Source organism: Sediminibacterium roseum, from assembly GCF_009939005.1.
Classification (GTDB): domain Bacteria; phylum Bacteroidota; class Bacteroidia; order Chitinophagales; family Chitinophagaceae; genus Sediminibacterium; species Sediminibacterium roseum.
Genome location: NZ_JAACJS010000012.1, coordinates 506,818 through 520,677 on the forward strand (window position 1 = coordinate 506,818; position 13,860 = coordinate 520,677).

12 protein-coding genes are annotated in these 13,860 nt (G+C 48.8%); 10 read left to right on the forward strand and 2 right to left on the reverse strand.

Translation table 11 applies throughout. The features are described from left to right. The first annotated feature begins 327 nt into the window (after window positions 1–327). On the forward strand, window positions 328–744 hold the full coding sequence (locus GWC95_RS10500; RefSeq protein WP_161818657.1) for a hypothetical protein: 417 nt from the start codon (window positions 328–330) through the stop codon (window positions 742–744). A 60-nt stretch (window positions 745–804) separates the two neighbouring features. On the opposite strand, the gene GWC95_RS10505 is transcribed toward GWC95_RS10500, so the two are convergent. Next, the gene (locus GWC95_RS10505) at window positions 805–1,401 is read right to left on the reverse strand and encodes a dihydrofolate reductase family protein (RefSeq protein ID WP_161818658.1); all 597 of its coding nucleotides are present in this window, start codon (window positions 1,399–1,401) and stop codon (window positions 805–807) included. Window positions 1,402–1,590: 189 nt separating this feature from the next. Here GWC95_RS10505 and GWC95_RS19750 point away from each other — a divergent pair, with 189 nt between their 5' ends. The 6 genes from GWC95_RS19750 to GWC95_RS10535 all read left to right on the forward strand — a co-directional run bounded on the left by GWC95_RS19750 (window position 1,591) and on the right by GWC95_RS10535 (window position 7,165). Continuing rightward, window positions 1,591–1,965: a VOC family protein gene (locus GWC95_RS19750; protein WP_161818659.1), complete on the forward strand. Its 375-nt coding sequence runs from the start codon at window positions 1,591–1,593 to the stop codon at window positions 1,963–1,965. 118 nt (window positions 1,966–2,083) lie between these two features. After that, complete coding sequence (locus GWC95_RS10515; protein ID WP_161818660.1) at window positions 2,084–3,064, forward strand: ABC transporter ATP-binding protein; 981 nt, start codon at window positions 2,084–2,086, stop codon at window positions 3,062–3,064. A gap of 174 nt (window positions 3,065–3,238) precedes the next feature. Further along, window positions 3,239–3,667, forward strand: coding sequence for a hypothetical protein (locus tag GWC95_RS10520; protein ID WP_161818661.1), 429 nt, complete (start codon window positions 3,239–3,241; stop codon window positions 3,665–3,667). A 149-nt stretch (window positions 3,668–3,816) separates the two neighbouring features. After that, on the forward strand, window positions 3,817–5,526 hold the full coding sequence (locus GWC95_RS10525) for a gliding motility-associated C-terminal domain-containing protein (RefSeq protein ID WP_161818662.1): 1,710 nt from the start codon (window positions 3,817–3,819) through the stop codon (window positions 5,524–5,526). 113 nt (window positions 5,527–5,639) lie between these two features. Continuing rightward, on the forward strand, window positions 5,640–6,317 hold the full coding sequence (gene ung, locus GWC95_RS10530; RefSeq protein ID WP_161818663.1) for a uracil-DNA glycosylase: 678 nt from the start codon (window positions 5,640–5,642) through the stop codon (window positions 6,315–6,317). A 92-nt stretch (window positions 6,318–6,409) separates the two neighbouring features. Continuing rightward, window positions 6,410–7,165 carry a lysophospholipid acyltransferase family protein gene (locus GWC95_RS10535; RefSeq protein ID WP_161818664.1) on the forward strand — a complete coding sequence of 252 codons (756 nt, stop codon included), beginning with the start codon at window positions 6,410–6,412 and terminating at the stop codon, window positions 7,163–7,165. A 65-nt stretch (window positions 7,166–7,230) separates the two neighbouring features. Here the strand turns inward: GWC95_RS10535 and GWC95_RS10540 are convergent, their stop codons facing one another. Beyond that, a complete protein-coding gene (locus GWC95_RS10540) occupies window positions 7,231–9,969 on the reverse strand; it encodes a putative LPS assembly protein LptD (RefSeq protein ID WP_161818665.1) in 2,739 nt (912 codons plus the stop codon). A gap of 71 nt (window positions 9,970–10,040) precedes the next feature. Here GWC95_RS10540 and GWC95_RS10545 point away from each other — a divergent pair, with 71 nt between their 5' ends. From GWC95_RS10545 to GWC95_RS10555, 3 genes are all read left to right on the forward strand, one after another. Further along, window positions 10,041–10,997 carry an N-acetylmuramoyl-L-alanine amidase family protein gene (locus GWC95_RS10545; protein WP_161818666.1) on the forward strand — a complete coding sequence of 319 codons (957 nt, stop codon included), beginning with the start codon at window positions 10,041–10,043 and terminating at the stop codon, window positions 10,995–10,997. Window positions 10,998–11,111: 114 nt separating this feature from the next. Continuing rightward, window positions 11,112–12,116, forward strand: coding sequence for an MlaD family protein (locus tag GWC95_RS10550; RefSeq protein ID WP_161818667.1), 1,005 nt, complete (start codon window positions 11,112–11,114; stop codon window positions 12,114–12,116). Between the two features lie 4 nt (window positions 12,117–12,120). Next, window positions 12,121–13,782, forward strand: coding sequence for an OstA-like protein (locus GWC95_RS10555; RefSeq protein ID WP_161818668.1), 1,662 nt, complete (start codon window positions 12,121–12,123; stop codon window positions 13,780–13,782). Window positions 13,783–13,860 lie beyond the last annotated feature (78 nt).

Below are 13,860 nucleotides of genomic sequence, written 5' to 3' on the forward strand. Positions count from 1 at the left end.
ATGTTATCCGTATCATTTGCTGATGCCGAATTTTTATTGTGGAGTAGCAGCAAATCAATTGCCACTGATTTCACGGATTAACACAGATGAATGCGCAAGGCAAAACCTGTACATAAACAACATCTGTGTTAATCCGTGAAATCAGTGGCAAATTACAACCTCGCAAATGCGTACTTCTACTCTATTTTATCCCCACCAAAAATTTTTTAATTGATAACCAGTCTTTTTAACGATGCAGGGGATTTACCCCTATGAGCACCGCCTAACAAAACCTATATTAGTAAATAATCCCCGCCATCCGTATTCTTAAATCCTAAATATCCAATTATGAAAAACACAATGCTTGCATCGTTGGCGCTGATCACCATCGTTTCGCTGTCGTTTACCGGCGCCGTTAAGACAGACCAGAACAGCCCCGTTAAAAAGAATCTTGTAAAACTTCACGCCAAAAAGAACGGCAAAACAACCGATGTATACGCTTATGTCGGTTATGTTGGTGAAGCACCTGGCGGTGGACAGTTCATCGGTTGGGTCCAGTTGTCTGAAGAGATCTGCGATGATATCGACATCGAGATCCATTACATGGTCGGCAGCATGCAGTACCACACGATCACCATCCCCGCATCGCAAACCTATGCAGAAGACAGGTGGGGCAGTTGTCCGCCGGCTTATTCGAGTGAAGGCGTTGGCGTGAACAGCGTTTCGATCAGCAGTTCCTGCGGTACAAAAAATATTCTTTATTGAAACGCGGTAAGTGAATCGCCATTGCTTCGTTCGACGCAATGGCGATTTACAATTACCTGTTTACGATTCACCAACCGTGCCCGTCTTTACCGCTCCGGCCCTTATGTAATGGGCCATGATCACGCCGGCTGGGGTAACTGTACTTTCCGCAAGTGTGAAGGCAGCGGGTATAGGACCCTCGTTGAATAATTTTTTGCCTTGTCCGAGCGTGAGTGGATGGATCATCAGCCACAGCTCATCAACCAGGTCGTTTTTAAGAAGCAGTTGGATCAATTCGCTACTGCCCCATACCTGTAAATTTGACCCCTCTGTTTTTTTGAGTTCCTGTATGCCTGCAAGACCGTCGAGGAAAACAGTGTTTTGCCAATCCGATCCTTTCCGTGTTGTTGATACCACATGTTTGGTAACCTCGTTGATGCCGGGCCAGCCCTCCGCGTGTTTGGGCCAGTAGCCTTCGAATATGTCGAATGTCTTTCTTCCGAGCAGAAGATCTGATGGTTTCATCAGTCTCTGCATCAATTCCGCATCCACATCGTTGCTGTACGGTGCCACCCATCCACCGTATGCAAAACCGTTCGAAGCGTCTTCTTCGGGTCCACCCGGCGCCTGCATCACGCCATCCAATGTGATCATTGATAAAACGATAATCTTTCTCATGATGATTTCCTCCTGTATGTTTTTTTGTGATTGATTTTGTTCGATACAAAGTTGTTCAATAAAGATTGTTTCGTTGTGGTGTGAACGCGACAATGTATGTGGGGGATTGCGACAGCAGTTCCCTGCATCCTCACTCCTTTGATTTCTTCATAAAAAACGCGTATCCTTGAATACTAAAACACGACTAGCATGAAAAAAGTAACGGGCATCGGCGGGGTTTTCCTCAAGTGTGAGGATACAAAAAAAATGAAAGACTGGTACGCGAAAAACCTCGGCATCGAATCAGGCGAACACGGTGGTGGGTTTGAATGGCGCGAGAAAGACAACGCGGAACAAATGGGTTACACCGCATGGAACACTTTCCCGGCAGATACCAAATACTTCGATCCTTCCAAAAAAGAATTCATGATCAACTACCGCGTTGCAGACCTGGTGGGGTTGGTGGAACAGCTCAAAAAAGACGGCGTAACCATCATCGACGAAATTGCCACGTACGATTACGGCAAGTTCGTTCACATACTGGATATTGAAGGGAACGCCATAGAACTCTGGGAGCCGCTGTAATATCGGTTTTAAGCAACAACAGCGGAGGGAAACACTGGCGCAGTCTGCCGGAATGTATCCCTTCCCGCCCGTGAAAGATAGACGGGCCAGCCTTGGTTCTATTTATTAATTTCGCGGGATGTTTTTAAACGTTTCAGGTATCGGCAAAAAGTTTGGCGGGAAATGGGTATTGAAGGATATCAATTTTTCGCAGGAACGTTTCCGCAAGATTGCCATTGCGGGTGAAACAGGTTCGGGTAAAAGCACGCTACTGAAGATCATTGCCGGGCTAGAACAACCCGATGCCGGCATCGCTTACCTGGAAGGAAAGAAAGTGCCGGGCCCGCACGATACGTTGATTCCCGGCCACCCGGGCATCGCGTACCTGTCGCAGCATTTCGAGCTGCGCAACAACTACCGGGTAGAAGAACTCCTCAGCTACGCAAACCAGCTTTCAGAAGAAGATGCCAATACGCTGTTCGCGGTTTGCCGAATTGACCACCTGGTTAAACGGAAGGTAGACCAGCTTTCGGGCGGCGAGAAACAACGCATTGCGTTGGCGCGGCTATTGATCGGCTCCCCGAAACTGTTGCTGCTGGATGAGCCGTTCTCCAATATGGACCCGATCCACAAAAACCTTTTAAAATCGGTGTTGGATGATATCGGTGAAAGATTGCAGATCACCTGCATACTCACTTCGCACGATCCGATGGATACCTTGTCGTGGGCCGATGAGATCATCGTGATGAGAGCGGGCAATGTTGTCCAGGAAGGCGGTCCCCCTGAAATTTACCATCACCCCGTCAACGAATACGTTGCCGGTTTGTTCGGGAACTACAACCTTCTTACACACGACGTAATACAACACATTTCAAAAGAGAAACGTTTTACAGGTACGGCAAAAAGAACGTTCATCCGCCCGGAGCAACTGGAACTTACGCGTGATGCGACCTCCCCCATCACCATCCGCAGGCAAAGCTTCCAGGGCATGTACACGATGCTGGAGCTGCGGGCCGGTTCCGCAACCATCATTGCGAAAGCAAGCGGCCCTGCATTCAAAAACGGTGAAAATGTGGGTGTGAGCCTGTCAGCTGCCTACCAATTTCACCAGATCGGCTAGCTGCACCACCGGAAGCAGGGCGTTTTCAGGGAGTTTTAACGGATGATTCTGGTTGTATTTAACTAATTTTGTCGCGAATCGTTACGGGGCCTGCCATTCCGATGGGCCATTTTAAATTCCGGTATCCCAGCATTTTGAACATTGGTTCACCCGATTCACGCATATATTCCTGTTATGAAAACATTCACGCTCCTTTTTTCTTTACTCCTGGCGGGCCTCGCAGCCAATGCCCAGCCAAAGCCGAACCTGGTAAGACAGGCTGAAGTAAAATCGGTAAAGATTGCCAAAGACGCCGTGGTAACGGGCTACGAAGCTACCATAGCGGCCGGCCGTTTGTCGCTCGCCAAAGTGATTACCGCTGAAGAAGGTGAACCGGTGGTGCAGGGTTATACACTTACCCTTTACTCAGACAATTCCTTCAACAACCGCAAACCGGTGAAGATCGGCCTGTCGAGAAAATCTTTTGATTCCGTGTTTACCCGCGGATCGGCAGAAATGGTTGCGAAATACCCGAAACTGAACAAGTACGTTACCGATAACAAGCTTTCCCTCTCCGAAGAAAAAGGATGGATCTCTATTATCGAATATTTCAACACACTTTGACAACGATAATCTTTTAAATAGGATCCCCCGTAACCGGGGGATTTTTTATGCCTGCCTTTTCCGCCGGGTCATCCGCCGTTTATACCGACCGCCGCTTTTTTAATCATTTTTAAAGTAACTTGTAAGCCACGCATTACCACGCTTATTGTATGAATCAACTTTTAAGGCGATATCGCAAGCTCCTGGTGATTCATACCCTCCTGCTTTTATCGTTCCACGGGTTTTCGCAATGCCCTGTGAACATTGGCTTTGAGACCGGCACCTTTGATGGCTGGGTATGCAGCAAAGGCAATATCGTTGCCAATCCCGGGCAGGGCATCGGTGAGATCTCCATGATACCGGGGCCGCCGGATGATACGCTTCATATGATCAAAAAGGCCACAACCCCGCAATTACTCGACCGCTACGGCCAGTTTCCCGTTACCTGCCCCAACGGAAGCGAATATTCCATCAAGCTCGGCAATGAAATTTCGGGAAGAAAGGCGCAGCAGGTGAGTTATACATTTACCATTCCTGCGAACGATGATAACTACAGCATCATTTACAATTACGCAGTGGTATTTCAAAACCCGCCCGACCACAGGGAATACGAACAGCCGCGTTTTACGGCAAATGTGTTTGATGTGTCGGATAACAAGTACATCGACTGCAGTTCGTTTTCGTATGCAGCGTTCGGTGACCTGAATGCGCTGGGTTTTAATCTGTCGGCCTTGGGCAAGGATGTTTTTTACAAAGGATGGACGCCCGTAACCATCAAGCTGTCCGGCTATGCGGGCAAAACCATCAGGATCGAGTTTACCTCCAACGATTGCACGAAGGCCGGCCATTTTGGTTATGCCTATATTGATGTGAACCAGAACTGCTCCTCGCCCATTTCGGGAAATACGCATTGTTTTAACGATACGATCCAGACCCTGATCGCGCCGTTTGGTTTTGCGGGCTACCGTTGGTTCAATGGTGATTTCTCTGCGGAGATCGGCGACCAGCCATCGCTCACCCTGAAACCGCTTCCGGCATCGGGTACAAAATACGCCGTAGAAATAACGCCATTCCCTAACCAGGGATGCGTGGATACGGTTTATACCAACATCGTTTATTCGAGCGAGGTGATCGATCTCAAAACACCAAAAAATGAATGGATATCCTGCATCTCAAAACCGGTGGATCTTACTTCCGGTGTGTTTGTTGCAGGGAGCAGTCCCGGACTCGAGTTCAGTTATTTTTCGGATGCTGCGCTGAAAGAATACCTGCTTACACCAAAATCGATCCTTACAACGGGAACCTATTACATCAAGGCAACAAATGCGGTCGGGTGCATTGCATCGCAACCGGTAAAGGTAAAAGTTGGCGATTTCCCCGGCTTCTCGATCAAGGATCCGCCACCGGTGCGGCGGCCGAAAGACCTTGACCTTACCACGCTTGCAACCGGGGATGTTACCGGTGTTTCTTTTTCGTATTGGAAAGATTCGCTTGCCACCATCCCCATTCTCAATCCCGAACGCGTATTTATCGCAGGGCGGTATTTCATCAAGGCAACCATCGAGGGCGGCTGCTCGCAGGTATATGGAGTGAATGTGGATATTGGGGAAGCATTGATCACACCACCCAATGCATTTTCACCCAACGGCGATGCCATTAACGATACCTGGGAAATCCCGCTGCTGGCCAGCCTGTACCCGGATTGTGTGGTGGAGATCTTCAACCGGCTCGGGCAACCGGTCTTCCGCTCCGTTGGGTACGGCAAAACATGGGACGGCAGGTTCAAGGGCATCGACCAACCCGTTGGAACGTATTACTACGTGATCAAACCCAGGTCCGATCTGCCGCCGATTGGAGGAAGCGTGACCATTGTAAGGTAAGGATGCTTTCCGCACGTTTTTTTACAGCCATCCCGGGTATACGACGCAGCAGGTACTGAAAAAATATTCCGTTATTTTGCCATTACACTCAAATGCAAAACGCCTGATTCTCCATGGATGTAAAGATCGAAGAAAGCTGGAAAGAGGTACTCACACACGAATTTACAAAACCGTATTTTTTACAGTTGGCCGCACATCTGAAAACGGAAAGGGCCACGGGGGCGGTGGTATACCCGCCGGGGAACCTCATTTTTAATGCGTTCAATACAACCCCATTCAACGAGGTGAAAGTGGTGATCCTGGGGCAGGATCCCTACCACAATCCCGGGCAGGCACACGGCCTCAGTTTTTCGGTACCCGACGGCGTTCCGCCGCCTCCATCGCTTGTAAACATTTACAAGGAACTGCACAAAGACATCGGCATGGTGATTCCGAAAACGGGCAATCTCACAAAATGGGCTAAGCAGGGCGTGTTCCTGTTGAATGCGATACTTACCGTACGCGCCAATGAACCTGCGAGTCATGCGAAGATCGGGTGGATGGATTTTACAGATGCGGTGATCAGGAAGATCTCTTCTGACAAAGAAGGCGTCGTGTTTTTGTTGTGGGGCAAATTTGCGCAGGAAAAACAGGCGCTGATCGATGAAACCAGGCACACCGTGCTCAAAGCCGCACACCCCTCGCCTTTCAGTGCAGACAAAGGTTTTTTTGGCTGCAAACATTTCAGCAAAACAAACGAGATACTGCGGAAGCAGGGACTTGAAGCAATCGACTGGAACCCGTTGGATTAACCGGCGCGAAAGAATTAAGCACTGTGCTTCGTTACCCAATCAGAATTCGATATTCAGATCCGATACCCGATATTCGCGTTCGATAATTCTGCATGAGCGATCCAAAAAACAAATCAAATCTTTTTTTAGACATCTTCGCGCGCATCTGGGCGTTGTGGGCGCTTTTGTTGTTTGTGGCAACACTGATGATCGCGATCCTTTTTTACCTGCCCTGCTTTTTATTGAACGATCCCGCGAAGGCCTACTGGCACCGGCATGTATCGCGTGTGTGGATGTTTGTATACCTGCACCTGATCGGCTGCCCGCTGCGCGTAAAAGGCGAGGCGCATTTTGAAAAAGGACAAAACTATGTTGTTGTCTGCAATCACAACAGCCTGATGGACGTTCCCGTTTGCACCCCTTTCATGCCGCGCGCCAACAAAACGATCGCTAAAAAAAGCTTCAGCAAAGTGCCGGTATTCGGATGGGTATATACTTTTGGGAGCGTGCTGGTAGACCGCAAAAGCGATGCAAGCCGGCGCAAGAGCATCGAAGACATGAAAAAAGTATTGCAGATGGGGCTCGATATGGTGATCTATCCCGAGGGCACCCGTAACCGCACCGGCGATCCGCTCAAAAAATTCTACGACGGCGCGTTCCGCCTGGCAAAAGATTCCGGCAAACCCGTTCTCCCTACCGTGCTTCTTCACACAAAAAAAATATTGCCTGCCAACCGCGTGTTCTACATGCTCCCGCACCGGATTGAAATGCATTTCCTGCCCCCGGTAGCATCAACCAATTGTTCAAGTGATGAACTGAAAGAAAAAGTTTTTAAAATAATGTGGGATCATTACAGGGATAACATTTGATCGATACCAAGCGGCCTTGCCCTGCCGAAAGGATTTCTTTTCATACATGAACAGCGCAATACAACTTAGTTCTCGCTCAGGAAGCTTCTTGTCCTGTTGATCTTAAGATCCCTCAATATTCCCGATTTAGGACTGAAAGAAATATTGAACGAACGGTACAACCCGATCGGGTTGATGTTGATGGAAAGCTGCCAGCAGTGCATCTCACGCGAGATGAAGGTGCTGAGCTGCTGAAGCGACCTGTTGGTTACATCGTAAGAACCGGTGGCGCCTACTTTCCATTTGGGCGTAAGACTGAAATCGCCGTTGAATGTAAGTCCGGAACTGGTTTCCGTTGTATAACCGCTGTAATCGGGCTTGAGCACCCGGGAGAAGCTGAGGGAGTACGAGAGGCTGACGGTCCATGGAATATTAAAATCTGTGAACTCCGCAGGATTGGCGCGCACAAACTGCATCTGCCGTTGCTGTTCATCGGGCGTCATGAAAGGGTCGATGGGAAGCTGTTTGTTCTTGTCGTCTTTCCCGTCTTTTGATTTACTGCTGAACGATGTGGAGAGTGCAATGTTTCCGCTTGTGATCCTTCCGATCTTAAAATGCCTGGGATCCCACAAGATCCGGTTCACGCGGTTGCCGAGCGAGTCCACATCGTATGGGTCAAGGTTCGCGGCTGCACTGATGTTGAGCTTTTCAAACAGCGTTGTACGCGCGTAAAGGTTGAAGGGCTGCAATTGAAAACTGTCTGCAAGAAAATTGTAGGCGGAACTGAACCCGAATCCTTCGATCAATTTTACTTTTTTATCTGCGGGTTTTCCTTTCAACGTGGTATCGGCGTTCTTATCCTTTACTTTCATCTCGAGCAGGTTGTCGAGGCCAAAACTGATGCCCCCGAATATCCCTTCCGAAAAAGATCCGATCACGTTGCCATCGTATTGCGAAACGCGGTAAGTGCGGCCCGAAGTATCTACCCGGAGGTTGTAAAAACTCTTCGCCACAAAATCAGGGTGGTAATTGATCGAAAAGTTGGGCCGCATCTCGTGCCTGATCGCGATCACATTGCTTTTGGGCCCGAATGTATAGGTTCCGAAAATACGCGTGGCCACTCCCATTCCAAAACTCATCTGGCGCTGCGTATAGAACCCTTTCGTGGTAAACGTATCTACGCGTTTGGTTGAATCGTTCCATCTGCGCAGGTTCTTTTGTCCGAACCAACGCTCCTCATAAGAAACATTGGGCGTTAAGGTAATCGGCCCAAGGGATGGCAGCGACAAGGTGATGGGCACATTGTGTTGTGCGCCGTATTGCAGCGTATCCAGCAGTCTCCTGAAGTTGAAGGCCGTATCATAAAACGATACCTGGTTGATGAAGTTCCCGCTGTAACCGATCCCGATCTTCTCATACCATTTTCCCGTTCCTACCTGGTCGGCTTTCTGGAACGGGTACATCGTTACCATATTCAGGTTGAACGTGGGCAGGCTGAGGTTTACCAGGCGGTTTACGCTGTTCTGGCTGTGGTTGATGTTCATCGACAGGTTGAACTTGCCGTTGAAATCTTTTGTATAGTTGATGGATGAACTCAACTGGTTCTGAAAATTCTGGAAAGGATTGTTCAGCAGTGTTTCGTTGTATTTGGTACTTCCGAAGTTCACATTCGCCGAAAAACTCGTGCCCGGCCGCGCACGCGAATCGCGGCTGTGGCTCCAGTTGATCATGTACGATCTGGTAGAGGTAAACTCATCTTTTGCCGTAATGTTCCTGCTCAGCGATTTTGTATTCTGGAAACTTACGTTGAGGTTGCCGGTATACTTATAACGAACAATGTACTTTGAATTCACATTCAGGTTCCATCCACCATAGGAATATATATTGGCCCGGGTGGTGGCATCCACATGTTCGCCGAACACTTTGTAATAACCCAGTCCCTCCAGTCCCAACCCAAAGTCCTCACTCGATGTAAACGAAGGCAGCAATACGCCCGAGTGCCGCGCCGGGTTAAGCGGGAAGATGCCGAAGGGAAGGAACACCATCGGTATGGGAACGGATTCCACTTCCGGGTATACCCTGCCGGTAACACCGAGTTTGTTGTTGATGATCTTCATCTTCTTTGTACGGAACGCGAAGTGCGGCGTATCGAGGTTACAGGTGGTAAAGCGGGCATCCTGCGCAAAAGCCTCTTCGCGGTTGATGTTCTTGATGTACCTGGCATTGACAAAGATCTCGCCCTGCTGTAAAAAAGTATTCTGCGAGCGCCCCTTCCCTGTTTTTAAATTGATGGCGATGGTATCGCTGCGGGTCTGGAGATCGCCCTGGTTGGCCTGTGGCTTGCTCTCGATACTGCCGGTGGTATCGGTTTTTCCATAGGCCATTACAATGTTCGTTTCGTTGTTGTAATGAATGGTTGCCGCTTCCAGCGAAAGGTCTTTCTGCTCTGTCTTGGCCTTTCCATAAAGATAGAACTGGTTCTTGTCTACCACCAGCACACCCGAATCCTCGGCATGCGAGCGGATGATGGCATCGAGCGAATCGGATGAGATCAGGACCGAATCCACTTTAGATACAAGCGAATCGCGGCGCGATGTGGAGTCTTTCCGGGAGGAGGTATCGTTTCTGCCGACATCGCTTTTCAGCAAAATGCGCCGTGGTGTATCTGTTTTTTGAAGGGGGATGGTATCAGACCCGGAGAAGAAACGGTAGAACCCGCGGCCGGTACCGGAGGTGGCCTGTGCATAAAACGTTAATATAAGTAAACTGGCCCCAACGGCTATTCCCAAGGCTGATTTTACGTTAATTTTGAGAAGTTTACTCATGTTCACGGAGGCAAAAATAGGGTTCTCGGTGGGTAAAAGCTATTCCGGGTAAAATCCTTTAACGAAATGATATGATGATCAGGAAATTCGCTGCTTTGTTTTTGTTAAGTTTCTCGCTCTCGATACCGCTCACCCGGGTGACGGCGCAGGGCAAACCTACACCCAAACAACCGCTGCGGAAGATCATCATCGATCCGGGCCATGGGGGCAGCGACCATGGTGCCAGCGGCGTATATTCTTTTGAAAAAGACATTGCGCTGGCCATTTCCCTCAAACTGGATTCTATGCTTCGCGTTGAAATACCGGATGTGGAAACCTATCTCACCCGCAAAACAGATGTATTCGACCCCGTTACCGTTAAGGCCCAGATAGCCAACCGTGAAAAAGGCGACCTTTTTGTGTGCATACACGTAAACGAAGGCGGCGGGCCGCAAAGACACAGGGAATTTGTAGGGTACAAAGAAGAAACGCGTTACAAAGGAAAAGGCAAGAACAGGAAGGCCTACAAGGTAAAAGTAAAGGAGTACCGTACCTGGACCACCCCCAATACCGCCAAGGGCACCGAAACCTTCATCTATGGTTCGGATGTGAGCAATGCGGCCAAGGAAGCGCTGAGTGAGAATGAGGATATGTACCTCGACAGCGTATCGGCCAAGGAGCTTAAAGACTTCAATCCCAACGACCCGGCGAAGATGATGATCATTAATATGAAACTGCAGAGCTATTTTGCGCGGAGCACGAACCTCGCCCTCACCATAGAGGAAGAGTTCCAGAAAGTGGGCCGGGTGAGCCGCGAGGCAAAGCAGCGGAAGAAAAGAATCTGGGTGCTGCAGGCCGTGGCCATGCCTGCGGTGCTGGTAGAAACCGGGTTCATCTCCAACCCCGAAGAAGAAGATTACCTCAACAGCCAGGAGGGACAGATCCAGATCTGCGAATCGATCGTGCGGGCGTTGAAAAGGTACAAATACTCGTTAGAAAAACAGATCAGCGGAACGGAGGCGCCCGGGAGCGCAAGACCGGGGTCGTGAGTGGCCGATCGCTGGTAAGCATCCCAAAAAACGGGCATCTTAAAATTGCCGGCTGATGGCACAGCATTTTTACGCAACACAGTCATAAACACAAGAAAGCTTAGATTTGCGCTCATGAAGATATCGAACGAAACAAAGGTTGGGGCATTGACCGTTATCGCCATTACGCTGTTGATCCTGGGTTTTAACTTTCTGAAGGGGAAGACCTTGTTCAAAACCGGCAACTATATTTATGCGAAATACCCGGATGCGAAAGGACTGAAAGTGTCTAACCCGGTTCTCATCAATGGTTTTGAAGTTGGATCGGTGGCTGATATTGAGAATGCCGATCAGAACCTTTCATCGATCATCGTTACCATCAAGCTCAAAGACAATTACAATATACCGAGCAATTCCGTTGCCGCCATCGAATCGAGCCTGCTTGGTTCGCCGCAGGTGATCATTACGATGGGAAACGCAACCACCTATCTCAAGACCGGCGAATCGATCAACACTTCTACCGCGCCCGGTATGCTCGATAATGTAATGAACCAGCTAACCCCGGTTACCAACCAGTTGAAAGCAACGCTTCATTCACTCGATACCGTGTTGAACAATGTGAACACGATCTTCGATCCCAATACAAAAAACAATTTGCAACAGACCATCGCCAATATCAACCGCACCACGGCCAGCCTTGCGGTGTCTGCCACTTCTATCCAGGCGATGATGAACCAGCAGACCGGTGCCATCACGCAATCGATGAACAATGTGGCAAGCTTTACCAGGAACCTGTCAGACAACAACGATAAAGTAACCCGTTTATTGACCAACGTAGAAACCGCAACCGGTAATTTTTCGAAAGCGGATATCGCGGGAAGCGTTGACCAGTTGAAGGCCACGATCGGGAGGATGAACGGGATCCTCGAGAAGATCAGCTCGAACGATGGTTCGCTGGGCAAGCTGATGAACGATAAAACACTTTACAATAACCTTAGCAATACCATACGCAGCGCAAACATATTATTGGATGATCTTAGAGTACATCCGAAACGCTATGTGAACATTTCGGTGTTCGGCAGAAAAGACAAAGACGGCCCGTTACTGGCGCCGCTGGTTGTTGATTCAACCCAGAAATAAACTGATGGCTGCAAAATATATACCTTACTTACTCATCCTGTTGTTAACGGCCCGGTCCGCAGCGGCACAACGTACCGCCGTAGATACCGCAAAGCAGGTAGGAACCACCTTACTGATCAAACACGGCGACCTCCTGCGCATGGATGCGATCGACTCTGTCCATACCCTCACTTCGCTGAGCAAGATAAAAGGCGGCAGGCAATCGTATGTGTCGCAGGACAAAACCGATTTTTTTGCAGACAGTATGGTGGTGAACCATTACGACAATTCGCTGGAAGCGTTTGGCAATGTACACATCAATGATGCAGACAGCGTTCATACCTATGCGCAATACGTGAAATACCTTGGGAAAGAAAAGAAAGCCTTCCTGAAAAGAAAAGTGAGGCTTACAGACGGCAAGGGCGAACTTACAACAGAAGAACTTGAATACGATGTTACGGTAAAAATAGGCACCTACCTGAAAGGTGGAAAGCTGGTCAACAAGAAATCGGTTTTAACAAGTACCGAAGGGTATTATTATGGCGAAACAAAAGATGTGATCTTCAAGAAAAAAGTGGTACTCATCGATCCGGAATACAAGGTGATCACAGACACGCTGCAATACAACACCAATACGGAGATCGCCAACTTTACCTCGCCTACTACCATTTACAGCGACAGCGGGCGACGCACCATCAAAACGCGTTTGGGGTATTTTGACATGAAGAACAAACGCGGCATTCTCAACAAACGCTCAGTGGCCGAAGACAGTACGGCAACCTTTACCGCAGACGATATGGCCGTTGACGATTCAACCAAGATGGACGAGTTCCGGGGCAATGTGGTGTACCGGGGAAAAGACACTGCCAAAGGATATGACCTTATTGCGAACAATGTAAAAACAAACCGGAAGAAAGACATTTTTCTTGCAACGCAGAAGCCGATACTCATCATCAAACAGGGCAAGGATTCGGTGTTTGTAACAGCGGATACTTTCTACTCCGCCCGCCTCAGCGATCTCAAAAAATTCAGGCAGTTACCGGATGTACGCGATTCTGCCGGGCGCGATACATTGTCGCCACCCGTTGATTATTCCATCAAGGCAGACAGCAGCAACAACAAATACTTTGAAGCCTATTACAATGTAAAGATCTACATGGATTCTGTGCAGTCTGTTTGCGACAGCCTTTTCTATTCTTTGCAGGATTCTGTTTTCCGCTTGTTTAAAAATCCCGTGTTGTGGTCGCGCAACAGCCAGGTTACAGGCGATACGATCTACCTGTACATCAAAAATAAGAATCCCGAGCGGCTCTATGTTTTTGAGAATGCGATGGCGATCGGGAGGGTTGACAGCACACAATACTTCAACCAGGCAAAATCAAACACCATCAATGCTCGTTTTTTTGATGGCAAGATCAGCTCGCTGCACCTCAAGGGCAGCGCGGAAAACGTGTATTATTCGCAGGATGAAAAGAACCGGTTCCGGAGTGTTGACAAAGCCAAATCAAGCGCCATCAACATACTCTTCGACAGCAACAACAAGGTGCGCCGCATCTCCTACATACAGGGCTACGACGACATTCAATACCCCATGCGGCAGATAAACCACGAGGAATTGAAACTCCGCGGATTCAAATGGCTGGAAGACAGGAGACCGAAAAGCAAGTTCGATATACTGGGCAACTAACAGTTGCTGCAGGTCAACAACTGCTTCCTTTTGTTCGACACCGTAATTAGATCTGGACTGCTGTTAAAACTGGAAAAT